Here is a 23726-nt window from a genome sequence, read left to right as displayed (position 1 = left end):
TTAGATCTTATTCACTCAACTCTACATACACATCAGTTTTGTGCTTCCATAAAGCTTGCAGAATAGTTATTCGGTGCATTAAAGTTAGTAAAACTAATACTAATAGATTTTTCCAGTCCATTCACACAATGCCACCACCCGATAGGAATGAATAATGCGTCGCCAGCTTCAATAGTGATTTCAACTGGGGTCACATGCCGCATCAAAGGATGTTTCTTCAGATCGAAAGTAGGAAAATCCACTTCACTATATACGTGCAAATCATTGTATAACCAAGGTACTTGCCATGCTGGAATCAATGTTACTTTCTTAGCACCATATACTTGAACCAGCATATTATTGGTCAAATCGTGGTGTAGCGGCGTAAATGTTCCTTTGGGTCCCATCCAAAAATACGTACTAAAGGCCGCATCATTGTCCAAAAGCTGTCGATAACCTTTACCAAAATCACCAATGTCATCAAGTGCCGGTTTAATGGTTTCAACGTTTTGTTGCGTGTTATTAGCAGTCATATAATAGTTGTTACTTTCACCGTCATTTTCTATCATATTGACAAATTCAGACATCAGCATTGATTTACGATACTTATCAGAATGACGTTCAAAAAGCGCATCATTCTCGCGGTTGAACTGCACCTGAATTTCTGCATCTCCCAACGTATCTGCAAAATACTGCGGGCTCCATTTTTTTAGTGCTGGCCAATGATCAATGCCTTTTTTTAGTACCACAGGCTTATGTTTACTATAGTAATCTTTAATAAACACCTCAAACGGTGGCGTATCGATCACATCAATTTGCTTGTTATAACCAGGATCTAACTTGGCCAAGTCATCGCAGGTGCTAAGCAGCCATTCTCGTTTTTTTAGGAGCTTAGCGGCTTTAACGCCTGCCTGTAGGTAAGGACTTTTAGAAGCCGTTTCTATTTCTAGTAATATCTCCGCATGACTAAACCCTTGCTGCGTCAATACGTTCGCAATACTGTTTTTACTCGTGCCTTCAAGCAAATTGGTAGCGACCCATTCTTTCCAATTATTTGGTAGCCTACGAATCGGTTGTTTACTGTCGTTTGCTGCTACCTTAAAATCATCACTCAGTGCGACTTTGATTTGAGCGTCTGAAAAGCGATTATCCTTTAGTGTTTGAACGATTGTCTCTGCTCGAACACCGCGCATCATATTCGTTGTTACCCAATCATTCCATTCTTGAGGTAAGCGTTCTGACATGTTTAATCCTGCCTCCATTAGTATCTCCTAATCCCTTAACGTACTAATTAATTGGTCTATCATTTAGTCATCTATAGTCAGATCAATCTGAAAAAATACAAATCAAATGATAGTATCAGTATAGTAGCTGACATTTATCGATTTGACTAGCGTATGCCCTCATTTTGATAGGTCTTATAAAATCTAGATAAATTCTAAGGCGTATTACCATTTTGAAAATAGTAATAAAAATAAGCTAAATTGCAGCGATATAAAAAGTGGCATAGAAAATATCAGCATCTAAAATATCCCATAAAAAAGCCCCCGATTCATTGAATCGGAGGCTTTACGATTTATCATAGATTAAGCGATATCAGACGCTTAATCGTTCAAGCTTACACCTTGCTAGTTAGCTCAGGCAATGCTTCAAACAAATCAGCTTCTAAGAAGTAATCCGCAACGCTAGCGATAGGCGCTTCTGGGTCATTGTTAATAGCAACGATGACTTTAGAATCTTTCATACCAGCCAAATGCTGAATCGCGCCTGAGATACCAGCAGCGATATATAGATCCGGTGCAACGATTTTACCCGTTTGACCGACCTGCATATCGTTTGGTACATAGCCTGCATCAACAGCAGCACGTGATGCGCCAACCGCTGCGCCTAATTTGTCGGCTAATGGCTCGATGTACTTGGTGAAGTTCTCACCATTGGCCAATGCACGACCACCAGAAACAACTATACCAGCTGAAGTCAATTCAGGACGGTCAGATTTCGCCATCTCTTCGTTAACAAAGCTTGATTTACCGGTTTCTTGTACGTTATCGATTGCTTCAACTGTGGCTGAACCACCTTCGCTCGCGACTGGATCAAATGCGGTCGTACGTACAGTCAATACTACTTTATCTTCTGATGTTTTAACAGTCGCTGTTGCGTTGCCTGCATAGATAGGACGCTCAAAAGTTTGCGCATCTACGACAGCAGAGATTTCTGACAACATGCTCACATCAAGTAATGCCGCAACACGTGGCATAAAGTTTTTGCCAGTCGTTGTAGCAGGTGCAATGATATGGCTGTAATCGCCAGCAATATCAGCAACCAATAGCGCTATGTTACCAGCCAATTGATGCTCATAAGCCGCATTGTCAGCCAATAGTACTTTAGCCACGCCTTCAGCTTTTGCTGCTTCATCAGCCACTGCTTGCGCGCCACTACCGGCGACCAATACATGGACATCACTACCCATTTGTTTAGCAGCAGCGATAGTGTTTAAAGTTGCCTTTTTTAGACTGGCATTGTCATGTTCTGCATATACCAAAATTGCCATTGTTTTTATCCTTTATTTGTTCGTATCATCTATTCATGTGGTCATCTGTTCATAAAATTATTCGTACGCTTAGCTTTAAAATACACGAGCAGCGTTATGATAATTTCACACAGAATACGCTATAACAAAGTACTAGATTACTTTTGCTTCGTTTCTTAGCTTATCGACCAATTCATCAACTGACTTCACTGTAATACCAGCTTTACGTTCAGCAGGTGGCACAACTTTAATAATCTCTTGCTTAGAAGCCATATCAACACCAAAATCAGCTGGCGTTTTTTCATCAAGTGGCTTTTTCTTCGCTTTCATGATGTTAGGCAGTTTGGCATAACGTGGCTCATTCAAGCGCAAATCAGTCGTAATCACCGCTGGCAAGTCAAGCGCAAGCGTTTGTAAACCACCATCGATTTCACGCGTGACGTTAACTTTATCGCCTTCAACTTTTACTTCTGAGGCAAACGTACCCTGACCAATGCCCATCAATGCGGCTAGCATCTGACCAGTTTGGTTGTTGTCGTCATCAATCGCTTGCTTACCCAATAGGATAATATCTGTAGATTCAGACTCAGCAATGCTTTTCAGAATCTTAGCGATTTGCAGTGGATAAGGCTTAGCGTCAGTCAATACTAAAACACCACGATCAGCACCCAATGCTAGCGCTGCACGGATTTGCTCTTGTGACTCTTTTGGACCAATAGACGCAACAATGATTTCATCAATCACACCCGCTTCTTTTAGACGAACGGCTTCTTCTACTGCAATTTCATCAAAAGGGTTGATTGACATCTTAGTGTTAGATAGATCCACGCCAGAGTTATCAGCTTTTACACGAACTTTTACGTTATAATCAATGACACGCTTGACCGCTACTAATGCTTTCATACGTTCCTCGTTTATTAATGTTATGAATTAAAAAATTGTCAGTTAAAAACCAAAGGTTCATCTTTTAAACTGTCGTTCAAAGTGCTACTTAAGGTCGTTACTGCCTCAACAGCAAATTAATAGTCAGAAATGCCAAAACAATACCAAAGGGTATCGGTCTACTATTCCCTACTCATCAAATCTGTTAAAGCTAAGCCAACCGTTATTATCAGACCTATCTATCTTGCGCGAGCAGCGCCTTAAGGTCAAGGCAGTGCCGTGAATAATGCGTCATAAATTTGTCACTATTCTTAAAAAAATAGTTTATAGACCTATTATTTACGGTTTCATTCTAATAAGGGGCTTGACCTTTTGCCCTTTATAGCATTATCATCGCATTACTTACTTAACGTTTTGTTATTATTTATCACCTCAATGCTTTTTATGCCCTTAAAACAATTTATAAAGTGCTTTTATCAGGCTTAATCAACAAATCACTATCACGAATATCATCAAACAACGACCAATCGGGAATGGTGTTATCATTTTTAATGACACTCATGTCCCCTGTGGTTTCCATAATAACTGCAAAGACTTCGCTCTTGGATTTGAGCCCATTTTTGCGTAGTACTTCTTGCACATCACTGGTACTCAAATTCGCTTCTTTTAGGTTATCCAAAAAATATTCACCATGCGCCATCAGTATGATGGCCTGATTATCAATCAAGGATTTCAAGGGTTTGACTTTACGTCTGATAACTGAGATAACCCCTTGAATCATAAATAGCACAGCAACGGCGAATAAGCCTTGTAACAAAGACGGGCTATCGGACAACACTGTTGAGGCCAGTATGCTACCAATACCAACTGTCATGGCAAAATCATGGCTCGAGAGCTTAGAAAAACTTCGTAGCCCCATCAATCGCGTAAATAACATGAGTCCTAAATAAAACCCAAGCGCTGATAATGAAATACCCAATACTTGCTGCCATTCAATTGAAAACCATGTATGCCACTTCATAAAACACCCTCTTTCCTGCATTTTTATTACGTAAATACGTTACATTATCTGGAATCATCGACCGTTCAAACCGCTAGTATTTAACGACAGTTATTTTCAATGTGAAATAAATGGCACAAAAAAAGCAACCTGATGAGAGGTTGCTTTTCTTTAAAGTCTAAACAGTATTTTTATTGTTTTAACAAACAAAGAAATCTATACATCTTATTAAAATTAACATTGCTGAGAATACTGTTAACAGTGATACTCAACAGCCGTTAAAATTAGATGGCTTCGATTTGCTCAGCTTGTGGGCCTTTTTTGCCATCACCTAAGATGAAAGATACTTTTTGGCCTTCAGCTAGGGTTTTGAAACCGCCACCTTGGATAGCGCTGTAGTGAGCGAATACGTCTTGTCCGCCATTGTCTTGAGCGATAAAACCAAAACCTTTAGCTTCATTAAACCACTTTACAGTGCCTTCAACTTTATCTGACATAAATTTTCCTGACTCTTTAACTGTTGGCGAGACGTGTGTCATCACCGATTAATTGATATATACCCTAGATTCTTTGCTGAATGCGACGGCTCAAACTCATAATATATCAAAGAGATAACTTATGGTTTTCGCCTCAAATCCATTGAGTACAGCTTGATTATAACAGTTTTTTTTGACTGCAACATATTAAATTACAGAGTTTTGTAAACAATATAAGAAGCCTTTAATCACCATTTAGCACCGTACTTTAATGGCTCGTTATCTCTTCTAGACCCTGTTTATTACTTTCAATTTCAATATTCTTGTTATATATATTCAATAATAAAAATTAGATCCTATCACTTTTTGCATACATTTACTGTGCTATAGGTAGCCATGGTGAGGTCAACACCAGTAAGCAAAGGGCAAAAAATATTAAAGAAAACGATTGGCTATAAGCAATATACTTAGCTGGTATGACCAAATCTTTGGGTGAATCTGGGATACCTTTACGCTTTAACAATTTGGTGCCGTAAACCCAACCAAACACCGTATAAATCCCGTATGCCGCAGGTACTGCAACCGCTAACGGCGTTAGATCGATCACGTATAACATCACCACAGAGATAAAAAACCATGAAGTGTCTAGCAGCGAGCTGATTTGAAAAAACTTAGATTGTGGCAGCTTGCCATCGGTGCCTTTGAGCATCTCACCTTCGATCCAAATCAAAACAGCCACGACAGCACTAAGAGTAATATACACGAATTGCGGCGTTAGCCAGTCTGGAAAAGATATTTGCACAACATACAACCTGTAATCTATGGAAAAAATAAGAAGAGAAACAACCATCGACATAGTCATCTAACTGAACCGACGACGCTTGCTTATATTGGGTGCTATTGCTAGTTTTCAACCGTTACTATTGAGACATTTTCAAAAATATCTTTGTATTGATAGCAATAAAAAACCCGTGCTATCACTTGATAACACGGGTTTTTTTAAGGCTTCTTAAGCCTTATTATCATAAAATATTGACTTAGTTTTTGTCTTTATCAATGATTTTATTACCACCAATCCATGGCATCATACCGCGTAGCTTAGCACCAGTGATTTCAATTGGATGCTCAGCATTGTTACGACGACGAGCCGTCATTGATGGATAGTTGGTAGCACCTTCACTGATGAACATTTTTGCGTATTCGCCAGACTGGATGCGTTTTAGCGCGTTACGCATGGCTTCGCGTGATTGCTCATTGATAACTTCATTACCAGTGACATATTCGCCGTATTCAGCGTTATTACTGATTGAGTAGTTCATGTCAGCGATACCGCCTTCATACATGAGGTCAACGATAAGCTTAAGCTCATGCAAACACTCAAAGTAAGCCATTTCTGGCGCATAGCCCGCTTCTGTTAGCGTTTCAAAACCCATTTTTACTAGCTCAACAGCACCGCCACAAAGTACGGCCTGCTCGCCAAATAGATCAGTTTCAGTTTCATCTTTGAACGTGGTTTCGATGATGCCTGAACGACCACCACCAACACCAGCTGCGTAAGACAAAGCTAATTGCTTGGCTTGACCTGAGGCGTCTTGATAGATAGCGATCAAATCTGGAATACCGCCACCTTTGGTGAATTCGTTACGAACTGTGTGACCAGGTGCTTTCGGGGCAACCATGATGACATTAAGATCGCTGCGAGGAACGACTTGGTTATAATGAATCGCGAAACCATGAGCAAAAGCTAACGTAGCCCCTTCTTTGATGTTAGGCTCAATCTCATTGTTATAAAGCTCTTTTTGGAACTCATCAGGGGTCAAAATCATAACCACGTCAGCAGCTTTAACTGCATCAGCAACTTCAGCAACCTTTAGACCAGCGTTTTCCGCTTTTTTCCATGAGCTTGAGTTTGCGCGTAGACCAACAGTCACATCGACATCTGAATCTTGTAGGTTAAGTGCGTGTGCATGGCCTTGTGAACCGTAACCAATAATCGCAACTTTTTTGCCTTGGATAATCGATAGATCGCAATCTTTATCATAATAAACGTTCATAAATAGAGTCCTTTTCCTCAATCATGGCGTGCCATGGATAATAAACGCTTATGCAGTAGCCATTATCGTAAAATGGTCACTAACATAAGCGTTATGTTAATGGTAAATAGATAGATTCTAACTAAAATTATTTTGATTAACTATTCAGTTGCTCAGCCACTAAGCGTATTAAATACTCAGTGTTTTTTCTCCACGTGCAATACCAATCACACCCGAACGTACCACTTCTAAGACACGTTCTCGACCGATAGTATCGATAAAACCATCGAGCTTAGCCGTATCACCAACGATCTGAATCGTATAGAGGTTGGCATTGACGTCAACAATTTGTGCACGGAAAATATCTGCGCTGCGTTTGATCTCTTCACGCACGCTACCCGTTGCGCGAACTTTGACTAGCATTAACTCGCGCTCAACGTGAACGGTGTCTGATAGATTAAGCACTTTAACCACTTCAATCAATTTATGCAATTGCTTGGTGATCTGCTCAATTCTTTCAGGAGAAGTAATCGTCGTCACTGTCAGACGCGAAATACTCGGATCTTCCGTTGGGGCGACGTTTAAGGTTTCGATATTATAACCACGTTGTGAGAACAAGCCGACTAACCGCGACAACGAACCCGCTTCGTTTTCCATCAATACCGAAATCAGATGTTGTTGTTGCATTAGGTACGCTCCCCTTTGGTTAACCACATATCACGCATCGTCTGTCCAGCGATTTGCATTGGATACACATGCTCATTACGATCGACATAAACGTCAATAAATACCAGCTTGTCTTTCATTGCCATGGCTTCTGCAATCTGTGCTTCCATGGTGGCAGGATCAGTAATCTTGATACCAACATGACCATAACTTTCAGCTAGCTTGACAAAGTCTGGTAATGAATTCATATAAGATGACGCATGACGACCTTCATACAGCATGTCTTGCCACTGTTTTACCATACCTAACTGAGCGTTATTTAGGTTCAAGATTTTGACCGGTAGATTATATTGCAGGCATGTCGATAGCTCTTGAATATTCATCTGAATAGAGCCTTCGCCAGTAATACAGACCACATCACGATCTGGATTAGCAAGCTTGGCTGCCATTGCATACGGTAAGCCAACACCCATCGTACCTAAACCACCCGAATTGAGCCACTGACCCGGCTCTAGATAAGTATAGTAAAGCGCGGCAAACATCTGATGCTGACCGACGTCACTGGTGATAATGGCGTTGCTGTTGGTCACTCTGTCTAGTGCTTGTACGACACTTTGTGGCTTGATGCCGTTTTCGGTACTGGTGTCATAACGCAGACCATGACGCTTACGCCATTCATTAATCTGTGACCACCAATCTAATAGGGCATGCTGCTCCAATTCTTTATCTTCACCGATGATCTCTAACATATCCGTAAGAACCGATTTTACGTCACCAACGATAGGAATGTGGGCAAGAATAGTCTTGGAGATAGAAGCTGGATCGATATCGATATGAATAATAGTCGCATTCGGGCAGAATTTTTTGACATTATTGGTGACACGGTCATCAAAACGCGCACCAACCGCCAAAATAACATCTGCATGATGCATGCTCATGTTGGCTTCATAAGTACCGTGCATACCGAGCATACCCAAGAACTGACGATCAGAACCAGGGAATGTTCCCAAACCCATTAGCGTATTGGTCACTGGCAAGTTTAGACGATGTGCAAGTTCGGTCAGCTCTTTATGGGCTTTACTCCAAATCACGCCACCGCCAGCATAGATAACAGGACGCTGCGCTGATAATAAGGTTTCAACCGCTTTTTTAATTTGGCCGCCATGCCCTTTCACTGAAGGCTGATACGAGCGTATAAACACCTCTTCTGGGTATTCATAGGCATATTTTTCGCTAGGCGCGGTCATATCTTTTGGTACGTCAATGACGACAGGACCTGGACGACCAGACTGCGCAATAAAAAAGGCTTTTTTGACAATCATTGGAATTTCGCTAGCATGGCGTACTTGAAAGCTATGCTTCACGATAGGACGAGAGACCCCGATCATATCGGTTTCTTGGAACGCATCTTCACCGATTAGGCTGCTTGGCACCTGACCTGAAATCACCACCATCGGAACTGAGTCCATGAATGCGGTGGCAATCGCAGTTACTGTATTGGTAGCACCAGGACCTGACGTGGCCAGCACGACACCTGTGTTACCAGTTACTCGCGAATAAGCATCAGCCATATGGCCGGCTGCTTGCTCATGACGCACTAAAATATGTTCGATGTTTTCTTGCTGAAACAACGCGTCATAAATGTGCAGCACTGCGCCGCCTGGATAGCCAAAGATATATTTGACACCCTCATCCGTCAGCGATTGCACCAGCATCTCAGCACCAGATAGCATCACAGGCTGCTTGCTACCTTCAGCAAGACGTTGTTGCTTTTCTTCAAAATTTTTGGCGGCATTACCTGTTTGGGTATGTCCCGTCATATTCGGACTTTGCGTGGTTTGCGTCACTGTCATCACCTTTTTTTGCGGCGAGAATTTGCGTTATTTTATAAAAGAAAACAACCACGTTTGGGCGTTATTTTAAATCTTATAAAAATGATTGCCAATCCTTGTCCATATCAAGAATGTGTGCCCACTATATTTAAGCAATCGCGTCGTACAACGCAAGATAATACTCAAACACAGCAATGTATTTGGGGTCAGTTTTGTGACAGGAGTTTATCGATATACCATGACAAGATGCGAATGCACCTATAAAAGAGGCTTATTACTTATGAGCGATAGTGTTTGTAGAAGAGGCGCTGCTATAGCTAAAGTCATAAAATAATTCTAATAGCCAATACTACGTCATAAGATCATCTGATCTTATAATAGGCTAATAAAAAACATCATAACCAAATATTGTTTTGCATTTAATGCAAGCAATACAACCGCAAAAATCCACACTTAGCGTATTTCAAATAATAAGTTTATCTTAGTCATTGTAGACAGATAAGTCCGGAGACAACATATACAGTCATTAATAATAATCGCTATGATCATCATTTTTGCCATATCATTATCACAAAGAAAATAAAACGACGTAAGCTACCGATAAGTAACCCGTAGTTCTCATTCTCAAGTGCCACGGCAATATCATAAAAGCCGCTCACTGACCAATCAACTGCTATTATATTCAATGGTTTGAGTCCTATTGTCAAGAAAAACTTCTAAAACCCACCCCTAACTATTAGTTATTAAATAATGTACATTCATAAGCATTATTTGCTAAAATCAAACGCTACTGTATTCATATTGTTATTTATCAATATAAATACCGCCTTTAAATAAATATCTACCTTTATTTTTTACCCCCTTAAGAGGACCGCTACTATGGCATACACGTCTACCATACATACCCCTGCCAAGCTGCTCATCAGCATCAGTACTGCGTGTATGATAATGCTGTCAATGAATGCCAGTCATGCTATCCAAGTGTATAAATCGATTGGTACGCACGGTGAAGTGAAGTACAGCCAGCATGCGCCGCAAGAGGGCAGAAATATTGAAGTAATCGAATTTCGTAGCGATGGTAGACAGAACAACGCAGGTCAGCTAGCGGGTAAAACAGAGGCTAACCAAAATACACCTACTCAAAGTGCAGAAGAACAGCGCGTTGCCCAGCTAGAAGCACGTATCAAGGATCAAGAAGCGCAGGCTAATGCGCAGCGCTGCCAATCACTGCGTAATAACCTGACCAATCTAAACGTTGGCGGGCGTATCTATGAGATGGATAGTGATGGCAAACGTGAATACTTAGATGGTCGCGAAATCGAGCTTAAGCGTGAGCGCGTGCAACAAGCCATCACTCAGTATTGTAATGGCTCTACGACCTAGTTTTTATTTAATACGGCACACTACCCTACTTAATTTTTATTGGTAATCAATTGCATGACATGACGAATGGCTACTGGCATGTCCTGCGCTTGTAGCCCGCGCTGACCAATCAGTAGCGAGCTATTATGTTGGTAATAGTCAGTATCATTCACCAAGGCGTCTCCTGCTAGCGCATGCAGCAGAACCGATTGGTGTAAGCAGCGCGCTTCGTCTTCTAGATCTTTTTGTGCCAACAGCCCAGCAATCACCCCAGACAATACATCGCCCATGCCAGCGGTGGCCATGCCAGCATTACCTACGCCGCAAACATAAATATGCGCTTGCGAACCCTTCTGTTCTAATATCCTTTGCTCCAGTACCAATGAACCAGCGCCTTTTAGCACCCAGTCACCACCATAAGTGTTAGCACACTGTTTTATAGCTGTTAATCGATCATCTTCTACAATATTAATTTTCTTATCAAGCAACCTAGCCGCTTCACCACTATGCGGCGTCAAACAAACCTGATGATCCATGCTGTGTTGTCGCAGCTGAGCGATGAGTTCGTGTTTATGAGGATGCTCACGACTCATCTGCAACGATGCCAGATGATAAAGACCATCTGCATCAATGACTAGTGGCTTCTTCTCTGTTATAGCAGCCTGAACATAGCTGATGAATAATGCTTGCGCCTTTTTATCACGCCCGAGTCCCATGCCAATGGTAACGACGCTAGCGTCTTTAATTAATGTTTTCACCCCCTCTTTATCGTGCAAATCAATTGTCATCGCATCGGGTAATGACGTTAGTAAAGCGCCATGAAAGGCATCGTGACAAGCCACAGTAATTTTGCCCGCACCTGTCGCCATGACACTATTGGCAGATAGTATGGCTGCACCGCCCATACCTTGCGAGCCATCAATTCGATTACCACCGATGACCAAGACGTGACCATAGCTGCCTTTATAACTGTTCTGTCGACGAGCATTTAAAGCGTGCGCTACAGTCACTAAAGTGGCGGCTGAGTTGCTTGACTGAGTCGGTATTAACGGTATATCAATCACGCTCCCGCTATAGTCCATGCCATCTTTAGTATGTAAGCCGAATTTACGGGCAATCAAACATAACGTCACGTCAGCTTGTATGGCAATGCGCTCAAATACTTGACCAGTAGAAGCCACTAAGCCACTCGGGATATCAACGGCAATTGCCAAAGCATCATTGGATTGCGTGACCTTGTTAAAGGCGCTAATAGCCTGCTCATAAACACCTTCAGGTGCACGGTCCAGTCCGATACCAAATAATGCATCGATATAAATATCGGCTTGCCAGTTTATTCCTTTTAGCTCACTTTGATTGGTACCACTATCCTCAAAGCGTTGATAATTTACCTTAGCAGATAGCGCTATTTGTTGCGCTTGCTTAGCATCGGATAGAACGTCGTGTTTGTCTACTTTGTTAGCAATTTCTACTTGATAATCTGTATCTAGATCCTCGGCAGCATAGCCAACTGCGATTACTTTTACCTCCCAGCCTGCCTGCTGCAAATAGTAAGCTATAAGCCAACCGTCACCGCCATTGTTCCCCTTTCCTACCCAGATACTCGCTCGTTGCTGACAAGCATTACGTCGATAGACTTTATGATCAGCTGAGGCACGAGCTTTCAGATACTTTTGTTCATAGAGCTGTTCTATATGCTGTGCCATTTGCCAAGCAGCTTGCTTCATTAACCCAAAGCTATCATGACCTTCTGCAAACCATGCTTGCTCCATAGCGTAGATTTGCTCGCTGCTATATAGGGCTATCGGTCTCGTTGTGTCTGATGAAAATACATTGGATTGAGCTTTCATAATTTCCTCGATTATTTTTATTGGTTTTTTATCATATCAAAACTTGCTGGTTATTCGCTTGTCTAAGCTTAGCAAAAGCTCACTTTGACTTATGTATCAATATGAAATGTGAGTTTATTTGCTTTTATACTTGCGCTCTTAGCTCACTGGCTTATCATATCGGTATTCACTCTATTGCCTGCTATCACACATGAATAATCCTTCTAAAGCAAACTTTCCTGTCCCTTTAAGTCAGCAGAAAACGTCTCCTGAGCCTAACCCTGCGCCCGAAAAAAAGATTACTGTGAGTAATAGCCCAACGTTTGCTACCACCGCAGAGGTAAAGCAATGGATCAAGGCTCAAGCACAGTCTTTAGGGTTTGCCGACTGTGGTTTCTTATCCGTACATCATCCTTTATTTACCCAACAAATTGAACAATTGCAACGGTGGCTGGATAAAGGCTATGAAGGCCAATTGCAGTTTATGCATAACAATCACCACCTACGTGCGCATCCTGCCCAACTGGTAGAAGGAGCAAAAACCATCATCAGTGTGCGTATGGACTACCTCACTCAGACACCTACCCCGCGTGCGGTCACTGATGATGATCATCCCAATCAAGGTATCATTGCGCGTTATGCCAGAGGCCGCGATTATCATAAGACGATGCGCAGCCGCTTAAAACAATTAGCCTTAAAGATAGAAGCGATGCTTGCTGAATGGCAGCATCTAGATATTGGAGCTGAGGCAGAATTTATTTTTAGACCTTTTAGTGACTCTGCCCCTATCTTTGAGCGTCCTATTGCAGATGCAGCAGGACTTGGCTGGACGGGAAAGCATACGCTACTGCTAAACAAACAAGCGGGCTCATTCTTTGTGCTGGGTGAGTTGTTTATGAGCCTTGAGTTGCCGGATGATGAACCAGTAAAAGAGCACTGCGGCAGTTGCAGTGCCTGTATTGATATCTGCCCAACCCAAGCGATTGTCGCACCCTACGAGCTCAATGCTTCTGCCTGTATTTCTTATTTAACGATTGAGCATGATGGCATCATTGATACCAAATATCGACGGGCGATTGGCAACCGCGTCTTCGGTTGTGACGACTGTCAGCTCATTTGTCCGTGGAATCGCTACGCCAACCTTACAACGGTAGAAGATTTCACGCCACGGCATCAGCTTGACAACAGCAGTTTGCTTGAGCTGTGGCAATGGCAAGAAGCAGAGTTTATGAAAAAAACTGAAGGCAGTCCGCTCAGGCGCACAGGCTATGTGAACTTTTTGCGCAATATCGCCATTGGACTTGGCAACGCTAATCCCAGTATAGAAATCGTCACTCATCTACGATCTAAGTTAGGCTTGCATAACGACATGCTGGACGAACATATTAATTGGGCGCTTACGGAACAAACTGAAAAATTAAATATCGATAATCGGTAAACCTATGACTTTTAGACACAAAAACGCCTCTTATTAAAGAGGCATTTTTTATTCTATTAGACATGCTAATACTAATTAAGCTTAGGAATTATGGATTAGGAATTACGGCTTAGGAATGCGCAATACTTGACCAGGATAAATCTTGTCTGGATCAGACAACATAGGCTTGTTGGCTTCAAAAATTTTCGTATAATCACCAGATGAACCATAAACATCTTTAGCAATCTTAGAGAGGCTGTCACCAGACTTTACAGTATACATCGTAGATTCAGGCGCATCTTCTTCGATATCAATGTTATCAATGACTTTAGCGACGTTTTGGACATTACCAATAGCGATAATGGCTTTTTCACGGTCGGCCTGTGTTTTGGCGTTACCACTGATTTCAGCGGTATCCGTCGAACCGTTATATTTGATTTTTAGGTTACTGATATTGAGGTTCTGCTGCTGGATGCGACGTAGCAAAATGTTGGCAACCGATTGTGCTGAAGGCTCACCACTGGCAACAGGTGTACTAGCGTCTGCTTTGGTTTCTGATTTAGCGTCATGCTTTTCGTCGTCACGATTAAAAATCTTATCACCGATGTCTTTTGCAAAACTAAACATACCCATATAACTGCTCCTTGAAATACTATTATTTATTATTAATCGTTATTCTTTTAATGGTAATTATGTTTAGTAATTACTATTATTTCTTGTTTACCATTATTAGTATAGGCAAAGACATATATGATGAATAGTAATAGTATGTTGAGTAATGTTGATTTGGCGTAGCTTATGTTAATGAAATGAATCACTAGATGAGCATAAATGACTGGAATAGACTCTTAGAATAAATAACGAACATAAAAAAACCGCTTATCTATGCTGTATAGATAAGCGGCATTGTAAGACTTGCTAAGCAAATAGCGAGTTATAGCTGGGCTTGTACGTAGTCGATTGCTTTTTGAACCGTCGTTAATTCAGCTGAATCTTCATCAGGAATAGTGATGCCAAAATCGCTCTCGAATGACATAACCAATTCGACTAGATCCAATGAATCAGCGCCTAAATCTTCCATAAATGAAGCATCGTTGTTGATGTCTTCAACATTCATACCTAATTGCTCAGCTACTGCCGCCTTTACTCTTAGCTCGGTATCATTACTCATGTAGATTACTCCTTTATCATCTATTATTTTTAATAAACTGCGATAGCGCGATAGTTAAACGTTATCGCCTAGTATATAAAATGGAATTTGCCAGATCAGCATTGCCGTCTGAGTACTCTATGACACGTTATACGTTCTGTCTAATGTCTAGTAAAGCCCTGCTATCATACAGGGCTTTGACGTAAAAGTATTCTTCATTATAGCACCCTTTATTATAGTTTACACTCGTTCACACAGTTTTTTATTATAAGTATGTAACACTTGTGCGTCACCTACATATACATGCCACCATTGACAGGAATAACAGCACCTGTGATGTAGCTGGCTTCATCACTGGCTAAGAAATGTACGGCAGCTGCGATGTCTTCTGGCTGCCCAAGACGACTAATAGGCACGGCATCTAGCATCGAATTTAGTAGGCGCTCGTCAAGCTCATCCGTCATATCCGTCTCAATCAAACCGGGTGCCACACAGTTGATCGTGACTTGGCGTGAGCCGATTTCACGTGCGAGTGTACGGCTAAAACCTTCTACGCCCGCTTTAGTCGCCGCGTAATTAGACTGACCAGCATTGCCCATTTGAGCAACGACAGAGGTAATATTAATGATACGACCACGACGCGCCTTCATCATACCGCGTACCGCACGTTTGCTCATACGATAAACCGATGTCAAATTGGTATCAACCACGTTCTCCCAATCTTCATCTTTCATGCGCATCAATAGACCGTCTTGGGTAATACCAGCATTGTTAACCAACACTTGCACCGCGCCATAGACGCTTTCAATCTCTTCAAATAGCTTATCGATTTGTGCCGTATCGCGTACGTCTAATACACGGCCAATACCACCACTATCATGTAAATAACCATCAACAAGTTCAGCACCTTTCTCTGTGGTGGCTGTCCCAATCACGAAATGTCCTTCCTTTGCAAAACGTTTGGCGACTGCCTTGCCAATACCGCGACTGGCACCAGTCACTAGGGTAATCGTACGGCTCATGATAATACCTCCATTAATTTATCAAGACGGGTGGGCTTGTCAGTAGGATAGCTGGCAATTGGTTGCGCTTGACGCTTGGCCAAATTACTCAATACATTGCCACTGCCACACTCGATTAAAATATTAATTTGCTTATCAGCCAGCTCTTGCATGGTCTTTGACCATAGTACTGGCTCACTTAGCTGCTCGGTTAATGCTTGCTTAATACCTGCCGCACTACTCTCAACACGCGCATGACGGTTTTGAATAACCGGAATGGTTGCTTGATCAAACTTAATAGCTGCTAAGGCTTCCGCTAAAGCACTACTTGCTGGCGCCATAAGCGCACAATGAGATGGCACGCTCACCTTTAGTGGGATGGCTTTTTTGCCAGTATTTTTTACTTTATCGATGACAGCTGTGACGCCTGCCGCATTTCCTGAGACCACAACTTGTCCTGGACTATTGAAATTTGCCGCTCCGACAATCGCGCCATCAACATGCTCGGTTGCCTGCTCGCACAAGTTTTCCACACGATGATCTTCGAGCCCTAGCACTGCTGCCATCGCTGTATCGATACCTACTACCGCTTCCTGCATCAACTGACCGCGCGTATGTACCAATCTCACCGCATCAGCAAGCGATATCACTCCAGCGGCACAAAGGGCGCTGTACTCACCTAGAGAATGACCCGCTAGATAGCACGGCGCTTTTTTGAATTTTGGTTGTAGAATACGCCAAATGGCGATACTAGCCGTCAATAAGGCTGGCTGAGTATATTGCGTTTGATTGAGCTTTTCTTCATCCTGACAAATTGCCCATAAGTCTTCACTTAGTGCTTCGCTTGCTTCAGCAAAAGTATCACGAATCTCTGGATAAGCTTCAGCGAGCTCGCTGGTCATGCCGACAATTTGTGAGCCTTGACCAGAGAAAAGCACCGCAATGCGGGTTGGCTGTTTTTTTATCATATCGGGTACAGAGGCCATAACCAATATTCCTTATGTAATTGAAAACATCCCTAAAGATAATCGGGAGTATTGTAAAATTAGGGGCGGTCTAGAGTTATATTTTTAACTGATCACTCAGACAGCTGATTATAAGTAAACTATACACTGACAGATACTATTATCATAGCTGATGAAAAAATGAGGCGTTAAGGTAAGATAATATTTAGCTTTTGACAGTTTTTTAGGCACAGCATTTGATAAAAAATTACGTGATAAAAACCAATGATAGGGAGCTACGTCATAAAAAATTCATAGCAAAAAGCCAAGTTATCCCACCACATAATATATGGTAGCGAAATAACTTGGCTTTCTTTAGCTCAAAACTTATTGCCTAATAATAGCGGTACAAAAAGCCGTAAAGTGCCATCAGCACCATCGTATTGTTGCATCACTGATTAAATAGTCAATTAAGCGTCTTGACTGACCTTGAACAACTGACGACCACGATAAAAACCATCTTTAGTCATGTGATGACGACGATGTTTTTCACCAGTGGTAGCATCTACGCTTAGCTCAGCCACTTCCATACGATGGTGTGAACGGCGCATGTCACGACGAGAACGGCTTTTACGACTTTTTTGAACAGCCATGATATAGCTCCTATACTTAAAAGGGATAAGCTTAAAATTCAGCTTTAGTCGATACTGACAGAGGCTATATAATCACAACAACCTAAGTCTTACGCATCATTAGTTAAATAGATTGCCACGTGCATTAAAATGCTAACTACGTCTAAAATCTATAGTCAATTTGCCTAGTCAGTTTTTATCTGCAAGTAACCTGTTGCTAGAATGCAATAAACGGGACATTATACGCATGTTTCATCGATTAATAAAGCCCTGCGTACGACTCTTCTGCACAAAGCCGATAAAAGGCATTCTAAATCAATTGAATACAGCATTTTTTCTTTTATAACTTGCCTTTCAACGATGCTAAAGCGGCAAAAGGATTTTCATTTTCTTCTTCTTCAGGTATCTCACCAAACTGCTCAATCGTCATTTCACAGTCATCGTGCTTCGGTGCCATCGGTGTTTTAAGCAATATTTCATCTTCAACCAATTTTTTCAAAGGCAATAAGCGCTCTGGCGACTGCTCAGTAATGACTTCATCAAGCAATAAATAGTCCTGCTCTTCATTGACTAGGCGCACTTGGCTCTCGTCATCGAGTAATGCAATATCATAATCATCAGTTAAGTCAGTGGCTACGGGTTGCAAGCAGCGCTGGCAAGTTAGCCATACATCACCCGCCAATTTAAATGACAGATGTAAGACATTATTACGACGATAAAGATTGGCTGTGAGCTGGATTTTTTCTTGTTCATGTTCTGTCGTCAGTATAGCGGAAAGACGCTCAAAAGAAGTAGGTTCTATCTCTCCTGCCCACTCAAAGCCAGTATCTTCCCATTTATTTAAGGAAAGATGTTCGGGCATATTACTCGATATAGGATTCTGCATATTATCAGCTTGAGCCGCTGAAGGCTTGCTTACTGGAGTGCTTGACATACGCGGCCTCATTCATCAAAAACGGTGTATAATATTGCCTGCCATACTATCGGAAAGCGCTGAGTAGCGCTAGCGCTAGTATGTTAAGATTTTCTAACCTTTGGGTTGCCTCACATTTTTATTTACTCATTTCATGTATAGAGTACCAACAGTCTCTTATTTTTTATTCGGTCAATCTTCTATCTATGATATCGCCTACTGCCAACCCTGATTTTTCTGCATTGTGGTCTTCTATTGATACGACTCTTTTGCTTCAACATCTCACTGACTTAGAAGATACAGCTATAGAATGCCCTATGAGCAATCTAAAGACTTGCGCACTCAATTCTAAAATAAATACAAACCTAAAAGATTTAGCAGATCAATGGCAAAAACTGTCTAAGGAAAGCGCTTCTATAGCAGATACTGAAAAAGCAGCAACCAATTGGCTTATCTGTTTATTTAATACTGTGTTTGCCAAGCATCAAGTGATATTAGCATTTGGTGATGGTGAACCAGAATATTTCCCTGCTCAGAACAATCAGCCAGCACGAATCGAGTTTGCTAACGGATTTTTTGCCAGTGCGCTGCATGAATTAAGCCATTGGTGTGTCGCTGGTAAAGAACGTAGAGGCTTACCCGACTTTGGCTACTGGTATGCACCAGATGGGCGTTCAGCCTCTCAGCAGCAAGCATTTGAGCGCGTAGAGATTAAACCGCAGGCGCTTGAGTGTTTGTTTACTCTTGCCTGTGGATATCACTTTCGAGTCTCACAGGACAATCTGTTTGCCGACTTCGATACCAGTGGTAGCACTTTTGCTCAGGACGTTTATTTACAAGTTGAAGCCTATATTACAGAGCCAGTAACGCTGCCACGTGATGCCAAAACTTTGCTACGGGTATTATTAAGTGTTTGTAACGATAAGTTAACTAATAGCTAGCCACGATAAATCTCTATAAGGTTCATGACAGTGAAGCTCATAAGATGTTAACGATTTCCTACCAACCGTAACGCCTTGCCAATAAAATTATATTTGCTTTAAGCTATACTGATAGATAAGTAAATTTTGTGGTGCAGCTAAGATAAAGCGAAGCTAGCAAAGGATTGACTCATTATTATTCTTGTTTCTTTCTTGCGTTATTTCTCTCTAGCGTTATTTATTTGATAACAACTCATCCACCATCTCAAAAGTATATAACCTATAATTATAAAACAAGGAACTATTATGCAAGTGCTCTATATTCATCCCGAAAATCCGCAGCCACGTCTTATTGAGCAAGCTGCTGATCTATTACGCAAGGATCAATTAATCATTTATCCTACTGATACCAGCTATGCTTTTGGCTGTCGTCTAGGCGCAAAAGACGCCTTAGAAAAATTAAAGCAAATCCGTGAGCTTGATGATAAACATCAATTTACGTTATTGTGCCGAGATTTAAGTGAAATTGCTAATTATGCAGCAGTAGATAATGTGCAATTTAAGCAGCTTAAGGCTCATACGCCAGCTCCTATTACCTTTATTCTTAATGCCACAAAAGACGTACCAAAGAAACTGGCACATGCGAAGAAAAAAACCATTGGTATTCGTGTGCCAAGTAATCCTATCGCCCAAGCACTCTTGGCAGCCATGGACGAGCCTATTTTAACCAGCTCATTAATATTACCAAATCGCGATGATATACTTGATGATCCATTTGAAATAGAAGATCTGTTAAGCAACCAAATAGACGGTCTCATCAATGCAGGTATAAAAACTACTAAGCTAACCACTATCGTTGATATGACCAGTAGCCAGCCTGAAATCATCAGACAAGGTGCTGCTGACGTTAGTTCTTTATTGTTATAACTACTTGTTTAAACGCATAAAAAAAAGCTCCAATCGATTGGAGCTTTTTTATGAATCATATATTCAGTACAAAATTAGTCACGATCAACTAATTCTACATATGCCATTGGCGCATTGTCACCATCACGATGACCGCATTTTACGATACGCAAATAACCACCTGGACGCGTCTGGTAACGAGGACCTAACGTGCCAAATAATTTGCCTACCATAGCTTTGCTACGCATACGGCTGAATGCTAAACGACGGTTAGCAACGCTGTCTTCTTTAGCCATAGTGATCAATGGCTCGGCAACGCGACGTAGTTCTTTAGCTTTTGGTAAAGTTGTTTTGATCAGTTCATGCTCAAATAATGAGTTAGTCATGTTCTGAAACATTGCCTTACGATGACTGCCGGTACGACCCAGCTTGACTCCACTCTTACGATGGCGCATAGTCAAAAATCCTTAAAGTTTAACGGCTACGATAAGAAAAGCGATCATCAACACGTAAATCAGCTGGTGGCCAGTTATCTAGGCGCATACCGAGCTCTAAATCTTTAGACGCTAAAACGTCTTTGATTTCCGTTAATGATTTCTTACCAAGATTTGGGGTTTTTAGAAGTTCAGTCTCTGAACGTTGTACCAAATCACCGATATAGTAAATGTTTTCAGCTTTCAAGCAGTTGGCTGAGCGAACCGTTAGTTCAAGATCGTCCACAGGGCGTAATAGCACCGGATCAACCTCTTCTTTCTCTTTCACAGGCTCAGGCGCTTCTTCAGCTTCTAGGTCAACAAAGATAGAAATCTGTTGTTGTAAAATAGTGGCTGCTTTACGAATTGCTTCTTCTGGATCTATAGTGCCATTAGTTCCAAGCTCAATGATAAGACGATCAAGATCAGTACGCTGCTCTACACGAGCGTTCTCAACCTGATAGGCAACACGAAGCACAGGACTAAAACTTGCATCAAGCTTTAAGCGTCCAATTGCCTTAGTATCACCATCTTCACGGCGCTGGTTTGCTGGCTCATATCCACGACCCATTACTACGCGCAAACGCATCTTAAGATGACCACGATCACTCAATGTACCCAATACCAATTCTGGATTGATGATGTCAACATTGTGTGGTAACGCGATATCTGCAGCAGTAATAGTGCCTGGACCTTGTTTATCCAAGGTCAAAAATACTTCATTTTGGTCATGAAGCGTAATTGCCAAGCCTTTTAAGTTCAAAAGCAAGTCAAGTACATCTTCTTGTAGCCCTTCAAGCGTAGAGTATTCATGGTCAACGCCATCAATCTCAGCTTCAATGACTGCAGCACCAGGTAATGAAGATAACAAGATACGACGTAAGGCATTACCTAGGGTATGCCCAAAGCCGCGTTCTAACGGTTCGAGCGTGACTTTCGCAATCGTTTCATTAACCGTATCCACGTTAATGGCATTCGGCGTTAGAAACTCAGTTGCATTTAGCATCATGATGTCACCTCGATTTATTAAACTGGTTTAATTAACGTTAATTGCTCAATGCCATTTTCATGACATCGAGCAGTACGTCATTTACTTAGAGTATAGCTCAACGATCAAGCTTTCGTTGATTTCAGCAGGTAGATCAATACGATCAGGCGCTTGTTTAAACGTGCCTTGTAGTTTGCTGTGATCAACATCTAGCCATTCTGGAATACCACGTTGTGTCGCTAATTCGATAGCGTTTTTAATACGTAGTTGTTCGCGAGACTTCTCTTGGATAGCGATGACATCACCATCTTGAAGCTGAATTGATGGAATGTTCACACGAACAAACTCATCACGGCCAGCTTTTTTTACCATAACAGTACGATGACTGACTAGCTGACGTGCTTCTGCGCGAGTTGAGCCAAAGCCCATGCGATATACAACGTTATCTAGACGGCTCTCAAGCATGGCTAGTAGGTTTTCACCAGTAGCACCGCGCTTACGAGCAGCTTCTTTATAGTAGTTAGCGAATTGACGCTCTAGTACACCATAAATACGCTTAACTTTCTGCTTTTCACGCAGCTGTAGAGCATATTCTGAGGTCTTGTTACGGCTTACACCGTGTTGACCTGGTGGACGACCAGCTTTTTTCGTTTTAACATCGTATGGTTTAACACCAGACTTAAGGCCTAAGTCTGTACCTTCACGACGTGATAATTTGAGTTTTGGTCCAATATAGCGGGCCATTGTTATGTCTCCTATAAGCTTTTGGGATAAAAAGCTTCGTCTTTAATATTAGACGCGGCGCTTTTTCGGCGCACGGCAACCATTGTGTGGGATTGGGGTTACATCAGAGATGCTGTTAACTTTATAACCCAATGCACCTAGTGCTCTTACCGCAGACTCACGACCCGGTCCTGGTCCTTTGACCAAAACGTCGATATTCTTAACACCATATTCTTGAGCCGCTTTACCAGCGACTTCAGCTGCAACCTGAGCTGCAAATGGTGTAGATTTACGTGAACCACGGAAGCCTTGTCCACCTGAAGTGGCCCAAGCCAATGCATTACCCTGACGATCGGTAATCGTAACAATGGTGTTATTAAAAGACGCATGGATATGGGCTATGCCCTCCGATACTGAACGACGAGCCACCTTTTTGCGACTGCGAGTGTCTTTTGCCATCTTTTAGCTTCCTAAGTTAATTATCTTTTGAGAGGGCGTGTCGGACCCTTACGAGTACGAGCGTTGTTCTTGGTGTTCTGACCTCTAACTGGTAGGTTACGACGATGGCGTATGCCACGGTAACAACCAAGATCAACTAAACGCTTGATATTCATTGAAACTTCACGACGAAGATCACCTTCAGTCATGTAATTTGTAATTTGTGCACGGATAGCATCTAACTGTGTATCATCTAACTGACTAACTTTAGTAGTAGGGGCAATGCCAACTGCTTCTAATATTTTCTGAGCAGTGGTACGACCTACACCAAAGATGTAAGTTAGTGAAATAACAGCATGCTTATTATCCGGGATGTTTACGCCGGCAATACGAGCCATTGATTTCTCTCCATTAAAGAAAAATAAGCGTTATTTATCAATAAGGCATTATTCTTCAGAATTGTTGCTGTTAATACTAAATATATTATGGTCACTGTCGCTGTTTTGGCTTAGTTAAAAGCCTAACCATTGACAGCATTACAAAATATTCTGCATAAACACGGCAAGTGGCGGATGATATCCCATCCGCCGTTATTTTTCAAGTATTAATTTAGATAGTAACAAAAGTTTAAA

The 23726-nt window shown here is 41.7% G+C and carries 25 protein-coding genes; 4 read left to right on the top strand and 21 right to left on the bottom strand.

The features are described from left to right. Positions 1-32 precede the first annotated feature (32 nt). The 9 genes from IE130_RS12200 to IE130_RS12160 all read right to left on the bottom strand — a co-directional run bounded on the left by IE130_RS12200 (position 33) and on the right by IE130_RS12160 (position 9419). Positions 33-1223 (bottom strand): cupin-like domain-containing protein, encoded by a 1191-nt coding sequence (locus IE130_RS12200; protein ID WP_189586306.1) that lies wholly within the window; start codon positions 1221-1223, stop codon positions 33-35. Positions 1224-1597: 374 nt separating this feature from the next. Further along, on the bottom strand, positions 1598-2530 hold the full coding sequence (locus IE130_RS12195; protein WP_010196802.1) for an electron transfer flavoprotein subunit alpha/FixB family protein: 933 nt from the start codon (positions 2528-2530) through the stop codon (positions 1598-1600). 132 nt (positions 2531-2662) lie between these two features. Then, positions 2663-3412 (bottom strand): electron transfer flavoprotein subunit beta/FixA family protein, encoded by a 750-nt coding sequence (locus IE130_RS12190; RefSeq protein WP_010196801.1) that lies wholly within the window; start codon positions 3410-3412, stop codon positions 2663-2665. Between the two features lie 439 nt (positions 3413-3851). Next, positions 3852-4412 (bottom strand): DUF421 domain-containing protein, encoded by a 561-nt coding sequence (locus IE130_RS12185; RefSeq protein ID WP_189586303.1) that lies wholly within the window; start codon positions 4410-4412, stop codon positions 3852-3854. Positions 4413-4675: 263 nt separating this feature from the next. Next, positions 4676-4888, bottom strand: coding sequence for a cold-shock protein (locus IE130_RS12180; protein WP_010196799.1), 213 nt, complete (start codon positions 4886-4888; stop codon positions 4676-4678). 355 nt (positions 4889-5243) lie between these two features. Further along, the gene (locus tag IE130_RS12175) at positions 5244-5669 is read right to left on the bottom strand and encodes a hypothetical protein (RefSeq protein ID WP_189586300.1); all 426 of its coding nucleotides are present in this window, start codon (positions 5667-5669) and stop codon (positions 5244-5246) included. 235 nt (positions 5670-5904) lie between these two features. Then, positions 5905-6921: a ketol-acid reductoisomerase gene (gene ilvC / locus IE130_RS12170; protein WP_189586298.1), complete on the bottom strand. Its 1017-nt coding sequence runs from the start codon at positions 6919-6921 to the stop codon at positions 5905-5907. A 168-nt stretch (positions 6922-7089) separates the two neighbouring features. Then, positions 7090-7587, bottom strand: a complete 498-nt coding sequence (gene ilvN / locus IE130_RS12165) for an acetolactate synthase small subunit (RefSeq protein ID WP_010196775.1) — start codon at positions 7585-7587, stop codon at positions 7090-7092. Continuing rightward, positions 7587-9419 (bottom strand): acetolactate synthase 3 large subunit, encoded by a 1833-nt coding sequence (locus tag IE130_RS12160; protein WP_189586296.1) that lies wholly within the window; start codon positions 9417-9419, stop codon positions 7587-7589. Before IE130_RS12160 ends, ilvN begins: the two co-directional genes overlap by 1 nt. An 858-nt stretch (positions 9420-10277) precedes the next feature. Here IE130_RS12160 and IE130_RS12155 point away from each other — a divergent pair. Then, positions 10278-10781, top strand: coding sequence for a DUF4124 domain-containing protein (locus IE130_RS12155; RefSeq protein ID WP_010196759.1), 504 nt, complete (start codon positions 10278-10280; stop codon positions 10779-10781). Between the two features lie 29 nt (positions 10782-10810). Here IE130_RS12155 and IE130_RS12150 read toward each other — a convergent pair whose 3' ends face one another. Further along, the gene (locus tag IE130_RS12150) at positions 10811-12610 is read right to left on the bottom strand and encodes an NAD(P)H-hydrate dehydratase (RefSeq protein WP_189586293.1); all 1800 of its coding nucleotides are present in this window, start codon (positions 12608-12610) and stop codon (positions 10811-10813) included. 190 nt (positions 12611-12800) lie between these two features. On the opposite strand from IE130_RS12150, the gene queG reads away from it, so the two are divergent. Then, the gene (queG, locus tag IE130_RS12145) at positions 12801-14027 is read left to right on the top strand and encodes a tRNA epoxyqueuosine(34) reductase QueG (RefSeq protein WP_227676213.1); all 1227 of its coding nucleotides are present in this window, start codon (positions 12801-12803) and stop codon (positions 14025-14027) included. A gap of 102 nt (positions 14028-14129) precedes the next feature. On the opposite strand, the gene lysM is transcribed toward queG, so the two are convergent. The 6 genes from lysM to IE130_RS12115 all read right to left on the bottom strand — a co-directional run bounded on the left by lysM (position 14130) and on the right by IE130_RS12115 (position 18667). Further along, positions 14130-14639 (bottom strand): peptidoglycan-binding protein LysM, encoded by a 510-nt coding sequence (gene lysM, locus IE130_RS12140; RefSeq protein WP_010196747.1) that lies wholly within the window; start codon positions 14637-14639, stop codon positions 14130-14132. 301 nt (positions 14640-14940) lie between these two features. Then, the gene (gene acpP, locus IE130_RS12135; RefSeq protein WP_025652201.1) at positions 14941-15177 is read right to left on the bottom strand and encodes an acyl carrier protein; all 237 of its coding nucleotides are present in this window, start codon (positions 15175-15177) and stop codon (positions 14941-14943) included. A gap of 272 nt (positions 15178-15449) precedes the next feature. Beyond that, positions 15450-16184, bottom strand: coding sequence for a 3-oxoacyl-ACP reductase FabG (gene fabG, locus IE130_RS12130; protein WP_240216692.1), 735 nt, complete (start codon positions 16182-16184; stop codon positions 15450-15452). After that, on the bottom strand, positions 16175-17143 hold the full coding sequence (gene fabD / locus IE130_RS12125; RefSeq protein WP_189586290.1) for an ACP S-malonyltransferase: 969 nt from the start codon (positions 17141-17143) through the stop codon (positions 16175-16177). The genes fabG and fabD overlap by 10 nt, the downstream gene beginning before the upstream one ends. A 428-nt stretch (positions 17144-17571) precedes the next feature. Then, complete coding sequence (rpmF, locus tag IE130_RS12120; protein ID WP_010196743.1) at positions 17572-17754, bottom strand: 50S ribosomal protein L32; 183 nt, start codon at positions 17752-17754, stop codon at positions 17572-17574. Positions 17755-18073: 319 nt separating this feature from the next. Beyond that, positions 18074-18667 carry a YceD family protein gene (locus IE130_RS12115; protein WP_189586287.1) on the bottom strand — a complete coding sequence of 198 codons (594 nt, stop codon included), beginning with the start codon at positions 18665-18667 and terminating at the stop codon, positions 18074-18076. Positions 18668-18852: 185 nt separating this feature from the next. On the opposite strand from IE130_RS12115, the gene IE130_RS12110 reads away from it, so the two are divergent. Then, on the top strand, positions 18853-19587 hold the full coding sequence (locus IE130_RS12110; RefSeq protein ID WP_189586284.1) for an elongation factor P hydroxylase: 735 nt from the start codon (positions 18853-18855) through the stop codon (positions 19585-19587). Positions 19588-19872: 285 nt separating this feature from the next. Then, the gene (locus IE130_RS12105; RefSeq protein ID WP_010196739.1) at positions 19873-20493 is read left to right on the top strand and encodes an L-threonylcarbamoyladenylate synthase; all 621 of its coding nucleotides are present in this window, start codon (positions 19873-19875) and stop codon (positions 20491-20493) included. A 74-nt stretch (positions 20494-20567) separates the two neighbouring features. On the opposite strand, the gene rplQ is transcribed toward IE130_RS12105, so the two are convergent. The 5 genes from rplQ to rpsM form a co-directional block, all read right to left on the bottom strand. Beyond that, the gene (rplQ, locus tag IE130_RS12100) at positions 20568-20927 is read right to left on the bottom strand and encodes a 50S ribosomal protein L17 (RefSeq protein WP_010196736.1); all 360 of its coding nucleotides are present in this window, start codon (positions 20925-20927) and stop codon (positions 20568-20570) included. 19 nt (positions 20928-20946) lie between these two features. Then, entirely contained in the window at positions 20947-21954 is a 1008-nt protein-coding gene (locus IE130_RS12095) for a DNA-directed RNA polymerase subunit alpha (RefSeq protein ID WP_189586281.1), read from the bottom strand. Between the two features lie 81 nt (positions 21955-22035). Then, a complete protein-coding gene (rpsD, locus tag IE130_RS12090) occupies positions 22036-22677 on the bottom strand; it encodes a 30S ribosomal protein S4 (protein WP_010196731.1) in 642 nt (213 codons plus the stop codon). A gap of 48 nt (positions 22678-22725) precedes the next feature. After that, positions 22726-23115, bottom strand: a complete 390-nt coding sequence (rpsK, locus tag IE130_RS12085; protein WP_010196728.1) for a 30S ribosomal protein S11 — start codon at positions 23113-23115, stop codon at positions 22726-22728. 20 nt (positions 23116-23135) lie between these two features. Further along, positions 23136-23492 (bottom strand): 30S ribosomal protein S13, encoded by a 357-nt coding sequence (rpsM, locus tag IE130_RS12080; RefSeq protein ID WP_189586278.1) that lies wholly within the window; start codon positions 23490-23492, stop codon positions 23136-23138. Positions 23493-23726: the final 234 nt, after the last annotated feature.

Source organism: Psychrobacter glaciei (assembly GCF_014652895.1).
GTDB classification, from domain to species: Bacteria; Pseudomonadota; Gammaproteobacteria; order Pseudomonadales; family Moraxellaceae; genus Psychrobacter; species Psychrobacter glaciei.
This window is presented reverse-complemented; position numbering and strand designations above follow the sequence as displayed.